Here is a 15,949-nt window from a genome sequence, read left to right as displayed (position 1 = left end):
TGCGCCCGTCCGTTACCATTGCCCCACCGTCGCCCCTGCGTTCGTCCATGTCCACCGCCGCCCCTGCCCGCCCCACCCCGCTGCAAGTCGATCTGGCCCGCCTGATCGCCCAGGACATCCTGGCCCGGCGCTACACGCCCGGCACCCACCTGTCCGAAGAAGCGCTGGCCGCCGGCTATGAGGTGTCGCGGACCCCAGTGCGCGGCGCGCTCAAGCTGCTGGCCACGCAGGGCCTGATCACGCATCGGCCCAACAGCGGCTACACCGTCGCCGACACGGCCGCGCTGCCCCCACTGGCCATCACCGGCGCCGGCCCGACCCAACAAGAGCTGTACCGCCGGCTGATCGATGATCGCGCCACCCGCGTGCTGCCCGATCAATTCACCGAGAGCGACCTTTTGCAGCGCTATCCCGCGCCGCGCAGCGTGCTGGTGAAGGCCCTGCTGCAATTGTCGGCAGATGGCCTGATCGAAAAGCGCAAAGGCCACGGCTGGCAATTCGCGCCGTCGCTGGAAGGCCGCGAGGCCCTGGATGAAAGCTACCGTTTCCGCATGGCGATCGAATGCGCCGGCCTTCTGGAACCGACCTTCAAGCTGGACCGCGACGCGCTGGCCCGCATGCGCGCCGCCCACGAGGCCCTGGCGCAGCGCCAGGACGCCGACATTTCCGCCACCGAATTCTTCGCGCTGAACGCGTCGTTCCATGAAATGCTGGCGCGCTTCTCGGGCAATCGGTACATCCTGCAGGCCGTGCAGCAGCAGAACCAGCTGCGCCGGCTGGAAGAGCACGCCGCATTCCATCGCGACGCGCGCTACGTGGGGTCCACGCAGGAGCACCTGCAGATCATCGACGCCCTGCAAGCAGGCGACCAGGAACGAGCGGCGCAGTTGATGCGGCGCCATCTGCAGGCTTCGTTGCAGGCATCCTGACAAGGGGGCCAGGGTTGGCCCTGAATTGTATTTTTCATTGTATTAATACAAAATAGCCGGGCCCTGAACTTCCCGAAAACAGGATCCCCATGTCGTCGCCCGCTCCCCACTCCCCCACCGCCCTGAACGCCGAAGCCTATTGGATGCCCTTCACCGCCAACCGGCGGTACAAGCGCGATCCGGTGCTGTTCAGCGCCGCCGAAGGCATGCACTACATCCGTCCGGACGGACGCCGGGTGCTGGACGGCATCGCGGGCCTGTGGTGCGTGAACGCCGGCCACCGCCGCCCCGAGATCGTCGAGGCGATCGCGCGCACCGCCTATGAACTGGATTACGCGCCGTCGTTCCAGATGAGCCATCCGCTGGCGTTCGAGCTGGCCGAAAACCTGTGCCAGGAAGCCCCGGCCGGCTTTTCCAATGTGTTCTTTTCGAATTCCGGCTCCGAAGCCGTCGATACCGCGCTGAAGATCGCGCTGGGCTATCACCGCGCCCGCGGCCAAGGCCAGCGCGTCCGCCTGATCGGCCGCGAACGCGGGTATCACGGCGTGGGGTTCGGCGGCCTGTCGGTGTCAGGCATCGGCGGCCATCGCAAGCCCTTCGGCAACCTGCTGCCCTACGTCGATCACCTGCCGCATACGTACGACCGCGAACACATGGCCTACACCCGCGGCCAGCCCGATTGGGGCGCGCACCTGGCCGACACGCTCGAGCGCATCGTGGCGCTGCACGACGCGTCCACCATCGCCGCGGTGATCGTCGAGCCGGTGGCCGGTTCCACCGGCCTGCTGGTGCCGCCCAAGGGCTACCTGCAAAAGTTGCGGCAGATCTGCGATGCGCACGGCATCCTGCTGATCTTCGACGAAGTGATCTGTGCGTTCGGCCGCATCGACGGCGCCTTCGCATCCGCCCATTTCGGCGTCACGCCCGACATCATCACCAGCGCCAAGGGGCTGACCAACGGGGCGATCCCGATGGGCGCCACGCTGGTGCGCCAGCATGTCTACGACGCCTTCATGCAAGGCCCGGACAGCGCCATCGAACTGGCGCACGGCTACACCTATTCGGGCCACCCGGTAGCCTGCGCGGCCGGGCTGGCCACGCTGGACATCTGCCGGCGCGAAGGCCTGTTCCAGCGCAGCCGCGAATTGTGGCGCTATTGGGAAGACGCCGCGCACAGCCTGAAAGGCCTGCCCCACGTGGTGGACATCCGCAACATCGGCCTGCTGGCCGCCATCGAACTGGCGCCGCAGGACGGCAAGCCCGGGCAACGCGGCTTCGCGGTGCACCAGGCCTGCCTGGAACGCGGCTGCCTGATCCGATCGGCCGGCGACACCATGCTGCTGTCGCCGCCGCTCATCATCGAACGGGCGCAGATCGACGAATTGTTCTCGGTGCTGTCGGACGTGCTGCGCGCAGCGGCATGATTGCAGCGGCTCAGCCCAGGTGGCGCGCCACGGCCTCGACCACCCGGCGCACGTCCGCGGCGGACACGTCCAGGTGGGTCACCAGCCGCGTCGGGCCGCCATAGACGGCACGCATCAGAATGCCGTCGGCGGCCAGCGCGGCCGTCAGCTCCTCGCAGCGCGCGGGTTCGAATTGCGCGAACACCATGTTGGTGTCCTGGCTCAGCACCCGCACCCCCGCGATGCCGCGCAGGCCCTCGGCCAGTTGGCGCGCGTTGTCGTGGTCGTCGGCCAGGCGGTCGACGTTGTGCTCCAGCGCGTACAGGCAGGCCGCGGCCAGCACGCCGGACTGGCGCAGGCCGCCGCCCAGCATCTTGCGCCAGCGGCGCGCGCGGGCGATCAACTCGGCGCTGCCCACCAGCACCGACCCGACCGGCGCGCCCAATCCCTTCGAAAAGCAGATCGAGACCGAGTCGAACGACTCGCACATGTCAGCCAGCGGCTTGCCGCTGGCGACGGCAGCGTTGAAGACGCGCGCGCCATCCAGGTGCGTGCCCAGGCCGTGGCTGCGCGCCCAATCGGTGGCCGCGCGGATGTAATCGGCCGGAACCAGCTTGCCGTGGAAGGTGTTCTCCAGCGCCAGCAGACGGGTGCGGGCAAAGTGCGGATCGCCTTCCGGCTTCAAGGCCGCCGCCAGTTTTTCCAGCGGCAGCGAGCCGTCTTCGGCGTGTTCGATGGGTTGGGGCTGGATGCTGGCCAGCACGGCGGCGCCGCCGCCTTCGTACTTGTAGGTGTGCGCCAGCTGGCCCACCAGGTATTCGTCGCCACGCTCGCAATGCGCCATCAGCCCGGCCAGGTTGCTCTGGGTGCCGGACGGGAAGAACAAGCCGGCCGCCTTGCCGGCGCGCTCGGCCACGGCCTGCTGCAGGCGGTTCACGGTGGGGTCGTCGCCCATCACGTCATCGCCCAGCGGCGCGCGGGTCATGGCTTGCAACATGGCCGGGGTCGGCCGGGTAACGGTATCGCTGCGCAAATCGATCATGAGGAATCCTCGGACAGGAAACGGAATTCGTAGAAGACGGGCCGGTTCAACGGGTGCGCGCGGCCGGCGCCGCGCGGCTCACCACGAAAATGCCGGCAAGAATCAAGGCCATGCCGCCCAGTTCGGCCAGCGATGGGCGTTCGGACAGTACCGCCCACGCCATCAGCATCGCCACCACGGGTACGCCCAGGCTGGACAGGCCGGCAATCGAGGCCGGCACGCGCCGCACCACCTGGAGCCACAGCAGCCAGCCCGCCGCCGTGGCGATCAGCACGATATAGGTCATGCCGGTCCACAGCTGCCAGCCCCACTGCGCGGGAATCTGCGGCACCAGCAACGCCACCGGCGTCACCACCAGCCCGCCGAACAGCATCTGCCACGCCGTGAACGTCATCACATCGGGCGCGTGGCGGTCGAACATGCGCTTGGACAGCACCGTGCCCACGCCCCAGCACAGCCCGCTGCCCAGCCCCAGCAGCACCGGCTTCATGTCGCCCAGGCCATGCCACGGTTCGATGAACAGCACCAGGCCGAGCGCGGCAAGACCAATGCCCGCGCCGTGCCGTGCCGACGGCCGCTCGCCCAGCAGTCCCCAGGCAAACAGCACCACCCAGAACGGCATCGTGTAGGCCATCAGCGAGACCTTGCCTACACCGCCCGACACGAGCGCGGTCTGCACGAAGCCCTGGAACCCGGCCGTCTGGGTCAGGCCGATCAAGAGCGTCAGCTTCCAGGGCGGCATGGCCAGGGGCCGGCGCGTGGCGATCACCAGCGCAAACAGCACCAGAGCGCCCACCACGTAGCGCAGCGCCACGAAGTCGAAGGGGCCGATGTACGGCACGATCAGTTTCATCGCGATCCAGCTGCCTGCCCATACGAGGATGGTGCTGAACATCAGGGCAAGCCCTGCGCGATCGAAACTGCTGCGGCTCACGGCGGCGTCTCCGGTAAATGATTTATTGGGGAAAAAACGACGATGCCCATACCGGCAAACCGGTATGGGCATCTCGCATTATGCTCCCGCCGCGCGGGATCGGACCACGCCGTCCGCCGCGCGGACGGCATGCGCCGGCTTACAGCGGCTTGGACAGCTGTTCCAGGATGGCCGGGTTTTCCAGCGTCGACACGTCCTGGGTCACTTCCTCGCCCTTGGCCACCACGCGCAGCAAGCGACGCATGATCTTGCCCGAGCGGGTCTTGGGCAGGTTGTCGCCAAAGCGGATGTCCTTGGGCTTGGCGATCGGGCCAATTTCCTTGGCCACCCAGTCGCGCAGCGTCTTGGCGATGGCTTGCGCGTCGGCGCCTTCGGGGCGGGAGCCCTTGAGCACCACGAAGGCCACCACGGCCTCGCCCGTCGTGTCGTCGGGACGGCCGACCACGGCAGCTTCGGCCACCAGCTCGTGCGCCACCAGCGCCGATTCGACTTCCATGGTGCCCAGGCGGTGGCCCGACACGTTCAGCACGTCGTCGATGCGGCCCATGATCCAGAAGTAGCCGTCCGCATCACGCTGCGCGCCGTCGCCAGCCAGGTAATAACCGCGCAGTTCGGGCGGGAAGTAGCTCTTCTTGAAGCGTTCGGGGTCGCCCCAGATGTTGCGGATCATGGCCGGCCACGGACGCTTGATAACAAGGAAGCCCCCATTGCCCTGGTCGACGTCGCCGCCGGTCTCGTCCACGATGGCCGCGGCGATGCCCGGCAGCGGCAGCGTGCACGAACCCGGCTTGGTGGGCGTGGCGCCCGGCAGCGGCGTGATCATGTGGCCGCCGGTTTCGGTCTGCCACCAGGTATCGACGATGGGGCAGCGCTCGCGGCCGATGTTCTTGTGATACCAGATCCAGGCTTCGGGGTTGATGGGCTCGCCCACCGTGCCGATGATGCGCAGGCTGTCCAGGTCGTACTTGGACGGATGGGTGTCGGGCGCGGCCTCGGCGGCCTTGATCAGCGAACGGATCGCGGTGGGCGCGGTGTAGAAGGTGGTGACCTTGTGGCGCGCGATCATGTCCCAGAAGCGGCCGGCGTTGGGGAACGTGGGCACGCCTTCGAACACCACCTGCGTCAGGCCCGCGGCCAGCGGGCCATAGGAGATGTAGGTGTGGCCGGTGACCCAGCCCACGTCGGCCGTGCACCAGTAGACGTCGTCCTTGCGGGCGTCAAAGGTCCACTTCACGGTCAACAGCGCCCACAGCAGGTAACCGGCGGACGAATGCTGCACGCCCTTGGGCTTGCCGGTGGAACCGGACGTGTACAGGATGAACAGCGGATGCTCGGCGTTGACCGGCACCGGTTCGCAGGTGTCGGGCTGGCCGGCTTCGACGTCATGCATCCAGAGGTCGCGCGTGTCGTTCCATTGCACCTTGCCGCCGGTGCGGCGGTAGACGATCACCTGGCGCACGGCTTCGCAGCCGCCCATGGCGATGGCCTCTTCCACCGCCGGCTTGAGCGGAATGGTCTTGCCGCCGCGGACCTGCTCGTCGGCGGTGATGACCAGCGACGCGCCGACGTCGACGATGCGCTCCTGCAGGCTCTTGGCCGAGAAGCCGCCGAACACGACCGAGTGCGTCACGCCCAGGCGGGCGCAGGCCTGCATGGCCACCACGGCTTCGATCGACATGGGCATGTAGATGATGGCGCGGTCGCCCTTCTTGTAGCCCAGCGCGGCGATGCCGTTGGCGAAGCGGCACACGCGCGCCAGCAGTTCGCGGTAGCTGACCTTGTTGACCTTGCCGTCATCGGTTTCGAAGATGATGGCGGTCTTGTCGGCGTTGCCGTTGGTCAGGTGCACGTCCAGGCAGTTGGCCGAGACGTTCAGTTCGCCGTCGCCGAACCAGCGGTAGAACGGCGCGTTCGATTCGTCCAGCACCTCGGTGAACGGCTTGGTCCACTGCAGGTTGTCGCGGGCCTGGCCGGCCCAGAAGCCGTCGAAGTCCTTTTCGACCTGCGCACACAGCGCGTTGTAGGCATCCATGCTGGGAATCGCGGCGCCCTGCGCCGCGCGCTCGGGCGGCGGGAAGACCCGGGTTTCTACCAGTACGGACTCAATAGCATTCGACATGATCTTTGTCTCCAATCTGTGATTCTGTTGTTGATGCCGTTTTCTTTTATTGCCCACTCGCAACCGTATCGCCGCGCTCTTACGGGCACCTTACGCAAAATGCGGGCCAGAGCCCGCATCACCGCAAGCGTGCAACCGCCGGCCATGGCGGCAACGGCATCGACAACCTGACTGCGCAAACGCAAACCCACCGGACGCCGCGTGCCGCAAAGCGCGCGGGGCAACGTCCGGGACTTCATAAGAATATCAGTTGCGGCGAACGGCTGCGGCGCTAGGCGGCGCGCCGCGCCAGGCCACGCGCCATGTCCACGCGCGACAGCAGGATGAGGCCACCCACGAAGAACAGCCCGGTCACCAGGATGGCCAGGCGATGGTTGCCGTGCGTGAGCCAGGTGACCAGGCCGTAGGTCAGCGGGCCGATGACCGCAGCCAGTTGCACCGCGAAGGTCCAGAGCGAGAAGAATTCGGCCAGGCGCCCGGCCGGGGCCAGCGCGCCGGTCATCGCGCGGCCCGCGCTTTGCGTCGTGCCCATGCACAGGCCCGCGAGCGTGGCGGCCACCCAGAACACCGGCGCCGTGACGGCGGCATAGGCCACCAGCACCATCACGATCCAGCCGCACAAGGTGATGGCCAGCGCCGGCTTGTGGCCGATGCGGTCCTGCACGTAGCCGAACGAGAACGCCCCCGCGGCCGCCCCGATGTTGACGGTGAACACCAGCAGCATGATTTGCGGCGTCGTGAAGCCCATGACCTCGGACGCGTACACCGCGGCCAGGGTGATGACCACCGAGATGCCGGCCTGATAGCACGCGATGCACATCAGCAGGCGACGGAATTCGGGAAAGTGCTGGCCGGTTTCGCGCCATGCAAACGCCAGGCGCTTGAAGACGTCCAGCGCCTCTTTGGGTTCAGCCTGCGGCCTGGCGCGTTCGCGCAGCATGAAGAACGACGGCAGCGCCGCCAGCGCAAACACGGCGCAGGTCACCAGGATGACGCGCGGCACGAAATGCTGGGCGTCCAGGCCGTTGGCTTCGGACAGCGTCACTACCCACAGCGACAGGCCCAGCGTGAGCATGCCGCCGCAGTAGCCGAAGCTCCAGCCCCAGCCCGACACCCGGCCCAGCGCCGACGGCTTGGCCAGCTCGGGCAGAAAGGCCGCCACCACGGATTCACCGATGCAATAGCAGTAGTTGGATACGACAATGGCCGCCAGGGCCAGCCAGACGTCCCCTGGCCCCGCCTGGGTCAGCACCAGCGTGGCCGCCACGCAGCCGGTCGTGCTGGTGTAGAGCAGGCGCCGCTTGGCGGCGCGGGCATCGGCCCGCGCGCCCAGCGTGGGCATGGTCAGCATGATGAGCAGATAGGACAGCGACAGCGCCGCCGTCCAGGCCAGCGTGGCCCACGGCGCACGGGCGGCCACCACGCCAACGAAATAGGTGCTGAACACCGCCGTGAGAATCACGGTGGTGTAGCCGGAATTGGCGAAGTCGTACATGGCCCAGGCCCAGACTTCGCGCTTGGCCACGCCGGGGTTCAGCGGACCGGTGTCCGCTGCCCCGCCGGCCGGCGCGGCAAGGCCGGCGGGCGCCTGGCCCGCCGACGGCTGCCGCGATTCTTCCTGGCTCACAGGCCCAGCGCGGCGATGCCAGCCTGGGCGATCTGGGCGTCTTCGGTGGACTTCACGCCCGACACGCCGACTGCGCCGACCACCTGGCCGTTGGCGATCACCGGCACGCCGCCTTCCAGCATGCCTTCGATCAGCGGCGCCGACAGGAAGGAGTAGCGGCCGTTGTTGATGATCTCTTCGTAGACGCGCGATTCGCGGCGGCCCAGGGCCGCGGTCTTGGCCTTGGCCGGCGCGATGTGCGAAGAGATGGGGGCGGCGTCGTCCAGCCGCAGCATGCCCAGCAGATGGCCGCCATCGTCCGACACGGCGATGGTGACCGCCCACTTGTTCTGCAGGGCGTGTGCTTCGGCCGCGGCCAGGATTTTCTTGACGTCTTCGGCGGTCAGCACGGGTTTGGTATTCATTGCAGCGACTCCTTGATCTGTTCCAGGGCGGTGGGGTCTTCGATGGTGGTGAGGTCTCCGGGGTCGCGGCCTTCGCAGACGGCGACGATCGCGCGGCGCAACACCTTGCCGGAACGGGTCTTGGGCAAGGCGCCCACGAACCGGATCCGGGCAGGTCGCGCCACCGCGCCCAGCTGATCTTCCACCAGCCGCATGATATCCGCTTCCAGCTGCTTTGCACTCTCGGATGCGTCCGCCATCGCGGGATTCTTCAGCACGGCGAAGGCCATCGCCACCTGGCCCTTGAGCGCGTCGGCCACGCCGACCACCGCGCATTCGGCGATGCCGCTGTGGCTGTTGACCGATTCCTCGATCTCGCGCGTGCCCAGGCGGTGGCCCGCCACGTTGATCACATCGTCGGTGCGGCCCAGAATGAACCAATAGCCGTCCGGGTCGACCAGGCCCCAGTCGAAGGTGGAATAGACCTGGCGGCCGGGAATCGACGTGAAATAGGTCTGGACGAAGCGCTCGTCGTCGCCCCAGATGGTGGACATGGCGCCCGGCGGCAGCGGCGGCACGATCGCCACCACGCCCTTCTGGTTGGCGCCCAGGTCTTCGCCATTCGCCTCGCTGACGATGCGCGCATCGAAGCCATATACCGGGAACGACGGACTGCCGTAGCGGGTGGCCACCTTTTCCACGCCCGGCTGCGCCGACAGGATCGGCCAGCCGGACTCGGTCTGCCAATAGTTGTCGATGATGGGCTTGCCCAGGCCTTCCGAGATCCATTGCGCCGTCGGTTCGTCCAGCGGCTCACCCGCCAGGTACACCGCCCGCAGGCTGGACAGGTCGTGTTTCCTGAGCAGCGCCGGGTCCTGGCGCTTGAGCACCCGCACCGCCGTAGGCGCCGAAAACAGCGTGTTGACGCCGAACTGCTCGACCAGCTTCCACAGGATGGCGCCGTCCGGACGCACCGGCGTGCCCTCGTACAGCACGGTCGCCTGCCCGCCGATCAGCGGCCCATACACAATATAGGAGTGCCCCACCACCCAGCCGATATCGCTGGTGCAGAAGAACGTATCGCCCGCGCGGCCATTGAACAGGTATTCCATCGAGGAGGCCAGCGCCACGGCATAGCCGCCGGTGTCGCGCTGCACGCCCTTGGGCTTGCCGGTGGTGCCGGACGTGTACAGGATATAGCTGGGCTCGGACGATTCCAGCCAGGTCACCGGCACCTGCACCCCATGCTGGGCCGCGCGCAAGGTCGCGTAGTCCAGGTCGCGGCCCGCCACGGGCTCGAAAGGCGCCAGGCCACGGTCGAACACCACCACGGACGCCGGCGGCGTCTTGCACAGCGCCAGCGCGCGATCCAGCAGCGGCTTGTAGGGCACCACCTTGCCGCCGCGCGATCCGCCGTCGGTGCACACCACCACCTTGGGCGCGGCGTCATCGATGCGCTGCGCCAGGTTGACCGAGGCAAAGCCCCCGAACACCACCGAATGCACCGCACCGATGCGGGCGCAGGCCAGCATGGTGAACACGGCTTCGGGCACCATCGGCATATACAGCAGCACCCGGTCGCCCCGGCCCACCCCCAGGTCCCGCAGCATGGCGGCGGCGGCGTTGACCTCGTCATAGACGTCCTGGCGCGTATAGACGCGTTCGCGGTCGACTTCGGTCGACACCCAGATCAGGGCAGGCTGGTCGGCCTGGGTGGGCAGCCAGCGGTCCACCGCGTTGTAGCAGAGGTTGGTCTTGCCGCCCACGAACCACTTGGCGAACGGCGGCCGGGAAAAGTCCAGAACCGACTCGAATGGCGTCTCCCAGTGCACCCGGGTGGCCTCTTCGCGCCAGAAGGCATCGCGGTCGTGTACCGACCGGTAATGGAAATCCCTGGTTTTTTGCATTTTTGTCTCCTGTTATTGTGCATACGCCTTAAGGCTGATTGCTTTCTTTTTGAATTCTTCAGTCATTTTGGTGGGCAAACCTTGCACCAGGCTTGCCCCAGGTCAAAAAATTCTGCCACGCGTCTACGCCTCACGGGCGCCAGGCTGGTTACAGTAACGAACCAGTCTTAAAAGTTTGGTAGAATCCCCGCGAAGTTGTGACAACATATCTGTTGGTTCGCTGCTTTATTCCAGCTATTCAGGTGTTTTTTAGCGTTTTTGACGCGTTATTGCTTCTGATCTGCGAAAAAAGTGGCTGCCATCCCCAGGCGAATGCATCGACACTCCAAAAGCGCGCGACTGAATTCATCCTCTGGCCAAGCACACCGCGGTCTGCGTTTGCTGGCGCTGGTGGCGTGCGTCGCGGGTCTGGCGGGTTGTGCAGGCACCAATCAAAAATCCACCGCCTATTCGTCCGAGATCGATCCGTACGAAACGGAATGGGTCGCCACCGCCGATGACCCCATCGGCATGCTGGTGGTGCAGAAATTCAAGCGTGACCGCCAGCGCACCCAATCGGGTGTCAGCAGCGACAACGCCATGGTCAGCGAAGCCCTGAACTACCTGGGCATCCGCTACCGCTTCGGCGGCAGTTCCCCCGATACCGGTTTCGATTGCAGCGGCCTGGTGGCCTATTCCGCCGAACGTTCGCTGGGCCTGAAGCTGCCCCGCAACGCCGCCGAAATCGCCCAGCAAGGCACGTCCGTCAGCAAGAACGAGCTCAAGGCCGGCGACCTGGTCTTCTTCAACACCATGGGCCGCCGCTACTCCCACGTGGGCATCTACCTGGGCGATGACCGCTTCGTGCACTCGCCCAGCGCCGGCGGCGTGGTGCGCGTCGAAAACATGACCATGGCCTACTGGACCAAGCGCTACAACGGCGCCCGCCGCCTGGACAACAGCCTGATGGCCTCGGCCCGCGCGGCCAACTGATACGCTTTGGGGCAGCGTCGCACGGCGCCCTGCCCCGCGCCATCCCCCAAACGGCAAAACGCCGCCGGACTTTCCAGTCCGGCGGCGTTTTTCATTTCTCTTCGCGGCCTTGGGGCCGCAGGCCGTTTCGGCCTCCCCAGTTTTTCTGTATCCGCGGCAGCGCGGCAAGCCGTCAGTGGACTGCGGCTCCCGAGCACAGGCCGCACTGCTGCAGCGCCTGCTGCATGCTGCACACCGAACGGCGACAAGCCACGACACGGATGCCGCCACGCTGCGCGGCATTGCGGAACGTCTTCATGACGTTGTGGCCCAGGAAGTCGGTCAGCAAAATGACCAGCTGGGTGCCCGAGGGCAGCTGCAACGTCTTCTTCTGATGCGAAGGGTCACGGCCACTGATGTGGTGCGTGATCGAAATATTGTGTCCTTTAAGTAGATCCGGAATGTTGCCGAGCCTGTCGGCGCCCACTACCACTGCACTCAATCCTGCCGTCATGTTGATCCTCACTGGGTCGTTGAGACTGGATGTAATGATAATGATTCCTATTTTTTAGTCAACTTAAATGAGATCAGTTCTTATTTAATTATTTTTATGAGCTTATGGGAACGGATAGCGAGAGACCCGTCCCTCCTTCCTTTGACCGTGCGTGAAGTCCAAAAAACGCGGCTCCCGCAAGGGGCCGCGCTTTGTCCGATGGCATGCATGCCGTCCGTGCCTACTTGGGCGCGCCCTGCACGGCCTCGGTCACGACCGCGCGGGTCAAAGACGGGGCCAGCATTTCCAGGAAGGTGTAGACATAGTCACGCAGGAACACGCCGGCCTTCACGCCCACCCGGGTGGTGTGCGTGCCGAACAGGTGGCCCACGGGCAGGCCCACCAGGTTCGAATCGCGCCGCGGGTCGTAGGCCACGCCGGCGATGATGCCGATGCCCAGGCCCACGTCCACGTAGGTCTTGATCACGTCGGCGTCGATGGCTTCCAGCACGATGTCCGGGTGGATGCCCTGGTTGGCGAAGACTTCGTCGATTGTGCTGCGGCCGGTAAAGGCGCGGTCATAGGTCACGATGGGGAATTCGGCCAGTTGCGCCAGCGACAGGCGCTTGGCGGCGCTGGAGGTCAACTCGGCCAGGGGATGGTCCGGGCGCACCACCACGGTGTGTTCCCAGGCGTAGACGGGCAGCGTCGCCAGGCCCGGGGTCAGCGCCAGGGACTCGGTCGCCAGCGCCAGGTCGGCCTGCTCGTGCAGCACCATTTCTGCCAGTTGCGCCGGGCTGCCTTCGGCCAGCGACAGGTGCACCTTGGGGAACTGCTTGCGAAACGCCGGAATCACGCGCGGCAGCAGATAGCGGGCCTGGGTGTGCGTGCAAGCAATCACCAGGCCGCCTTCGTCGCGGCGGGCGAATTCATCGCTGACTTTCTTGAGATTGTCGACTTCGCGCATGATGCGGTCGATCACCTGCGAAACCGCCAGGCCGGGCTTGGTCAGCCCCTTGATGCGTTTGCCATGGCGTTCGAAGATCTTGATGCCGAGTTCGTCCTCGAACTCGATGATCGCCTTGGACACGCCCGGTTGGGAGGTATAGAGCATCCGGGCGGCTTCGGTCAGGTTGAAGTCGCGCCGGATGGTTTCGCGCACAAAACGAAATTGCTGCAGGTTCATGAATTGGCCCCTGATAGACGGACCAATTATAAGTAATAAGGACGCCTTGTTATATGACTTATTAATATAAGCTTAGGCGCAAGGCGTCCCTCTTTCAGCGCATCGAGATCGTCGTGTTCACGGTCTTGGCGTGGGCCGACCAGCGTGCGGTGACGGTCTTGGTCTGGGTCCAGAACTGCACCGCCTGCTTGCCGTTGGGGCCCAGGTCGCCCAGCTTCGAGCCGCGCGAACCGGTGAAGCTGAACCAGGCCACCGGCACCGGGATCGGCACGTTGATACCCACCTGGCCGACGTCGATGTTGTTCTGGAAGTAGCGTGCCGCGCCGCCGTCCTGGGTGAACAGGGCCACGCCGTTGCCGTTGGGATTGCGGTTGACGAATTCCACCGCCTCTTCCAGCGTTTCCACGCCCACCACGCACAGCACCGGGCCGAAGATTTCCTCGGTGTAGATGGTCATTTCCTCGGTCACGCCGTCAAATACCGTGGGGCCGACGAAGTTGCCCTGCTCGAAGCCGGACACCTTCAGATTGCGGCCGTCCAGCAGCAGCTTGGCGCCTTCGTCCACGCCCTTCTGGATCAGGCTTTCGACGCGCTTCTTGGCGTTGGGCGACACCAGCGGGCCCAGGTCGGCGGCACGGTCCATGCCGGAATTGACCTTGAGCTTCTTGGCGCGCTCGACGAAGTCGGGCAACCAGTTGCGGGCATCGCCCACCAGCACGGCCACGGACGAGGCCATGCAGCGCTGGCCGGCCGCGCCAAAGGCGGCGCCCACCAGCTGGTTCAGCGCCACGTCGGGATCGGCGTCCGGCAGGATCACGCAGTGGTTCTTGGCGCCCATCATCGACTGGCAGCGCTTGCCCGCGGCGGACGCGCGGTTGTAGATCTCGGTGCCCACGCGGGTCGAACCGATGAACGACACCGCCTTGATGTCGGGATGCTCGCACAGGCCGTTGGCCGTATCCGGGCCGCCATGGACCACGTTCAAGACGCCCGGGGGCAGGCCGGCTTCCAGGGCCAGCTGGGCCAGGAACAGCGAGGCGGTGGGGTCCTGCTCGGACGGCTTGAGCACGAACGTGTTGCCGCAAGCCACCGCGATCGGGAACATGAAGCAAGGCAGCATCACCGGGAAATTGAACGCCGTGATGCCGGCGCACACGCCCAGCGGCTGGATCAGGGTGTAGACGTCGATGCCGGACGCGGCGTTCTCGGCGTATTCGCCCAGTTGCAGGTTGGCGATCGAGCAGGCGTGCTCCACCACTTCCAGGCCGCGGCCCACCTCACCCTCGGCGTCCGGCAGGGTCTTGCCGTGTTCGCGGGTGATCATCTCGGCCAGCTTGCCGGTGTTGGCGCGCAGCAGTTCCTGGAATTTCAGCATGACGCGCATGCGCGCCCCCTGGCCGCTGTTGCGCCAGGTCTTGAAGGCTTCCTTGGCATTGGAGACCGCCAGGTCCAGCTCTTCGCGCGTAGCAAAGGGCACCTTGGCGACGACCTCCTGCGTGGCGGGGTTGATCACGTCACGCCATTCGGTGGTCTTGGACTGCACGAGCTTGCCGCCGATCAATAGCGGAACGCGGGGGACTTCACTCATTTGATGCTCCTCACACTGCTTTATCGATGCGGATGGAATCCGCGTTCAGGGTTCATTGCGGGCGGCGAGCCGGCACCCGGCCGGCGCCGCCAAGCCCGGCTTTCACTTCTACTTCTGCACCAGCGGGCACGTCGAATCGGCCAGCGGCTGGAAGGCCTCGGCAGCCGGAATGGTGGCGACCAGCTTGGAATAGTCCCAACCGCCCTTGGACTCGGACGGCTTTTTCACTTCGTACAGATACATGTCGTGGATCACACGGCCATCAGGGCGGATCGACGCGTTGCGCATGATCGGATCCTTGATCGGCAGCTCGCGCATCTTGTCGGCCACCACCTTGCCGTCGGTGCTGCCCGAGGCGGCCACCGACCGCAGGTAGTGCAGCACGCTGGAATACACGCCGGCCTGCGTCATGGTGGGCTTGAGGCCGCGGAAGGCCTTCTCGAAGCGCGTGGCCCACTGGCGCGAGGCATCGTCGTAATCCCAATAGAAGCCGTCCACGTATGACAGCCCCTGGGCGCTTTCCAGCCCCAGCGCGCGCAGGTCAGACAGGAAGATCAGCAGCGACACCAGGCGCTGGCCGCCCGCCACGATGCCGAACTCGCGGGCCTGCTTGACCGCGTTGACCGTATCCTGGCCGCCATTGGCCAGCGCCACGACCTGCGCCTTCGAGCTTTGCGCCTGCAGCAGATAGGACGCGAAGTCGGGCGCGTTCAGCGGATGGCGCACGCTGCCGGCGACCGTGCCGCCCAGCGCCTTGACCGCCTTGGCCGTGTCGGCTTCCAGCGAATGGCCGAAGGCGTAGTCGACCGTGATGAAATACCAGGACTTGCCGCCCGCCTTGACGGTGGCCTTGGCGCCCCCGGCGGACTGCGAATAGGTGTCGAACATCCAGTGAAAGCCGACTGGCGAGCATTCCTTGTTGGTCAGCGCCGTGGTGGCCGGGCCGGAGAACATCACGACCTTGTTCTTTTCTCGCGCGATGCCCTGCACGGCCAGCGCCACCGCAGAATTGGTCAGGTCGGCGATGGCCGTGACGCCATCGCGGTCGAACCATTCGCGCGCCTTGGCCGCGCCCACGTCCGCCTTGTTCTGATTGTCGGCCGAGACCAGTTCGATCTTCATGCCCTTGCACTCGGCGGCCAGGCAATCGTCGATCGCCAATTGCGCCGCCGCCACGGAACCTGCCCCGCCCATGCCGGCATAGGTGCCGGACATGTCCGTCAGAATGCCGATCTTCACCGGCGGCTTGTCCGCCGCCTGTACCTGACTTACCAGCGCAGCGCCCAGACACAAGCCTGCGGCCAGCCCGCGTACGTGCAATTCCATGGATTTGTCTCCTGAGTTTTATACGTTATGGCGCCGTCTTTGCGGCCTGCGGTCCCCAGGA

Annotated in this window: 13 protein-coding genes; 3 read left to right on the top strand and 10 right to left on the bottom strand. The window is 65.9% G+C overall.

All coding sequences use genetic code 11. The features are described 5' to 3' along the window. Nucleotides 1–47 precede the first annotated feature (47 nt). Both U858_RS0110775 and U858_RS0110770 read left to right on the top strand, forming a co-directional pair. The gene (locus U858_RS0110775; RefSeq protein WP_025137166.1) at nucleotides 48–929 is read left to right on the top strand and encodes a GntR family transcriptional regulator; all 882 of its coding nucleotides are present in this window, start codon (nucleotides 48–50) and stop codon (nucleotides 927–929) included. A gap of 89 nt (nucleotides 930–1,018) precedes the next feature. Further along, a complete protein-coding gene (locus U858_RS0110770) occupies nucleotides 1,019–2,353 on the top strand; it encodes an aspartate aminotransferase family protein (RefSeq protein ID WP_025137165.1) in 1,335 nt (444 codons plus the stop codon). A gap of 10 nt (nucleotides 2,354–2,363) precedes the next feature. Here the strand turns inward: U858_RS0110770 and ltaE are convergent, their stop codons facing one another. The 6 genes from ltaE to U858_RS0110740 form a co-directional block, all read right to left on the bottom strand. Further along, the gene (gene ltaE, locus U858_RS0110765; protein WP_025137164.1) at nucleotides 2,364–3,374 is read right to left on the bottom strand and encodes a low-specificity L-threonine aldolase; all 1,011 of its coding nucleotides are present in this window, start codon (nucleotides 3,372–3,374) and stop codon (nucleotides 2,364–2,366) included. A 46-nt stretch (nucleotides 3,375–3,420) separates the two neighbouring features. After that, nucleotides 3,421–4,308 carry a DMT family transporter gene (locus U858_RS0110760; protein WP_025137163.1) on the bottom strand — a complete coding sequence of 296 codons (888 nt, stop codon included), beginning with the start codon at nucleotides 4,306–4,308 and terminating at the stop codon, nucleotides 3,421–3,423. A gap of 139 nt (nucleotides 4,309–4,447) precedes the next feature. Next, nucleotides 4,448–6,427, bottom strand: a complete 1,980-nt coding sequence (gene acs / locus U858_RS0110755) for an acetate--CoA ligase (RefSeq protein WP_025137162.1) — start codon at nucleotides 6,425–6,427, stop codon at nucleotides 4,448–4,450. Nucleotides 6,428–6,698: 271 nt separating this feature from the next. After that, the gene (locus U858_RS0110750) at nucleotides 6,699–7,922 is read right to left on the bottom strand and encodes an MFS transporter (protein WP_232786526.1); all 1,224 of its coding nucleotides are present in this window, start codon (nucleotides 7,920–7,922) and stop codon (nucleotides 6,699–6,701) included. A 128-nt stretch (nucleotides 7,923–8,050) separates the two neighbouring features. Beyond that, a complete protein-coding gene (locus U858_RS0110745; RefSeq protein WP_025137160.1) occupies nucleotides 8,051–8,458 on the bottom strand; it encodes a heme-binding protein in 408 nt (135 codons plus the stop codon). Continuing rightward, nucleotides 8,455–10,344, bottom strand: coding sequence for a propionate--CoA ligase (locus tag U858_RS0110740; protein WP_025137159.1), 1,890 nt, complete (start codon nucleotides 10,342–10,344; stop codon nucleotides 8,455–8,457). Before U858_RS0110740 ends, U858_RS0110745 begins: the two co-directional genes overlap by 4 nt. A gap of 312 nt (nucleotides 10,345–10,656) precedes the next feature. On the opposite strand from U858_RS0110740, the gene U858_RS0110735 reads away from it, so the two are divergent. Beyond that, entirely contained in the window at nucleotides 10,657–11,316 is a 660-nt protein-coding gene (locus tag U858_RS0110735; RefSeq protein WP_025137158.1) for a C40 family peptidase, read from the top strand. A 172-nt stretch (nucleotides 11,317–11,488) separates the two neighbouring features. Here the strand turns inward: U858_RS0110735 and U858_RS0110730 are convergent, their stop codons facing one another. The 4 genes from U858_RS0110730 to U858_RS0110715 form a co-directional block, all read right to left on the bottom strand. Next, nucleotides 11,489–11,809, bottom strand: coding sequence for a DUF2325 domain-containing protein (locus U858_RS0110730; protein WP_025137157.1), 321 nt, complete (start codon nucleotides 11,807–11,809; stop codon nucleotides 11,489–11,491). A 220-nt stretch (nucleotides 11,810–12,029) separates the two neighbouring features. After that, complete coding sequence (locus U858_RS0110725; RefSeq protein ID WP_025137156.1) at nucleotides 12,030–12,974, bottom strand: CysB family HTH-type transcriptional regulator; 945 nt, start codon at nucleotides 12,972–12,974, stop codon at nucleotides 12,030–12,032. Between the two features lie 94 nt (nucleotides 12,975–13,068). Next, a complete protein-coding gene (locus U858_RS0110720) occupies nucleotides 13,069–14,562 on the bottom strand; it encodes a CoA-acylating methylmalonate-semialdehyde dehydrogenase (protein ID WP_025137155.1) in 1,494 nt (497 codons plus the stop codon). Between the two features lie 108 nt (nucleotides 14,563–14,670). Further along, nucleotides 14,671–15,888 carry an ABC transporter substrate-binding protein gene (locus tag U858_RS0110715; RefSeq protein ID WP_025137154.1) on the bottom strand — a complete coding sequence of 406 codons (1,218 nt, stop codon included), beginning with the start codon at nucleotides 15,886–15,888 and terminating at the stop codon, nucleotides 14,671–14,673. Nucleotides 15,889–15,949: the final 61 nt, after the last annotated feature.

This window comes from Achromobacter sp. DH1f (genome assembly GCF_000633435.1).
GTDB lineage: Bacteria > Pseudomonadota > Gammaproteobacteria > Burkholderiales > Burkholderiaceae_B > Achromobacter > Achromobacter deleyi.
This window is presented reverse-complemented; position numbering and strand designations above follow the sequence as displayed.

Bases quoted from the DNA above. Each gene is read 5' to 3' on its own strand.
- U858_RS0110775 (WP_025137166.1), top strand. From the start codon at position 48: ATGTCCACCGCCGCCCCTGCCCGCCCCACCCCGCTGCAAGTCGATCTG.
- U858_RS0110770 (WP_025137165.1), top strand. From the start codon at position 1,019: ATGTCGTCGCCCGCTCCCCACTCCCCCACCGCCCTGAACGCCGAAGCC.
- ltaE (WP_025137164.1), bottom strand. From the start codon at position 3,374: ATGATCGATTTGCGCAGCGATACCGTTACCCGGCCGACCCCGGCCATG.
- acs (WP_025137162.1), bottom strand. From the start codon at position 6,427: ATGTCGAATGCTATTGAGTCCGTACTGGTAGAAACCCGGGTCTTCCCG.
- U858_RS0110750 (WP_232786526.1), bottom strand. From the start codon at position 7,922: ATGTACGACTTCGCCAATTCCGGCTACACCACCGTGATTCTCACGGCG.
- U858_RS0110745 (WP_025137160.1), bottom strand. From the start codon at position 8,458: ATGAATACCAAACCCGTGCTGACCGCCGAAGACGTCAAGAAAATCCTG.
- U858_RS0110740 (WP_025137159.1), bottom strand. From the start codon at position 10,344: ATGCAAAAAACCAGGGATTTCCATTACCGGTCGGTACACGACCGCGAT.
- U858_RS0110735 (WP_025137158.1), top strand. From the start codon at position 10,657: ATGCATCGACACTCCAAAAGCGCGCGACTGAATTCATCCTCTGGCCAA.
- U858_RS0110730 (WP_025137157.1), bottom strand. From the start codon at position 11,809: ATGACGGCAGGATTGAGTGCAGTGGTAGTGGGCGCCGACAGGCTCGGC.
- U858_RS0110725 (WP_025137156.1), bottom strand. From the start codon at position 12,974: ATGAACCTGCAGCAATTTCGTTTTGTGCGCGAAACCATCCGGCGCGAC.
- U858_RS0110720 (WP_025137155.1), bottom strand. From the start codon at position 14,562: ATGAGTGAAGTCCCCCGCGTTCCGCTATTGATCGGCGGCAAGCTCGTG.
- U858_RS0110715 (WP_025137154.1), bottom strand. From the start codon at position 15,888: ATGGAATTGCACGTACGCGGGCTGGCCGCAGGCTTGTGTCTGGGCGCT.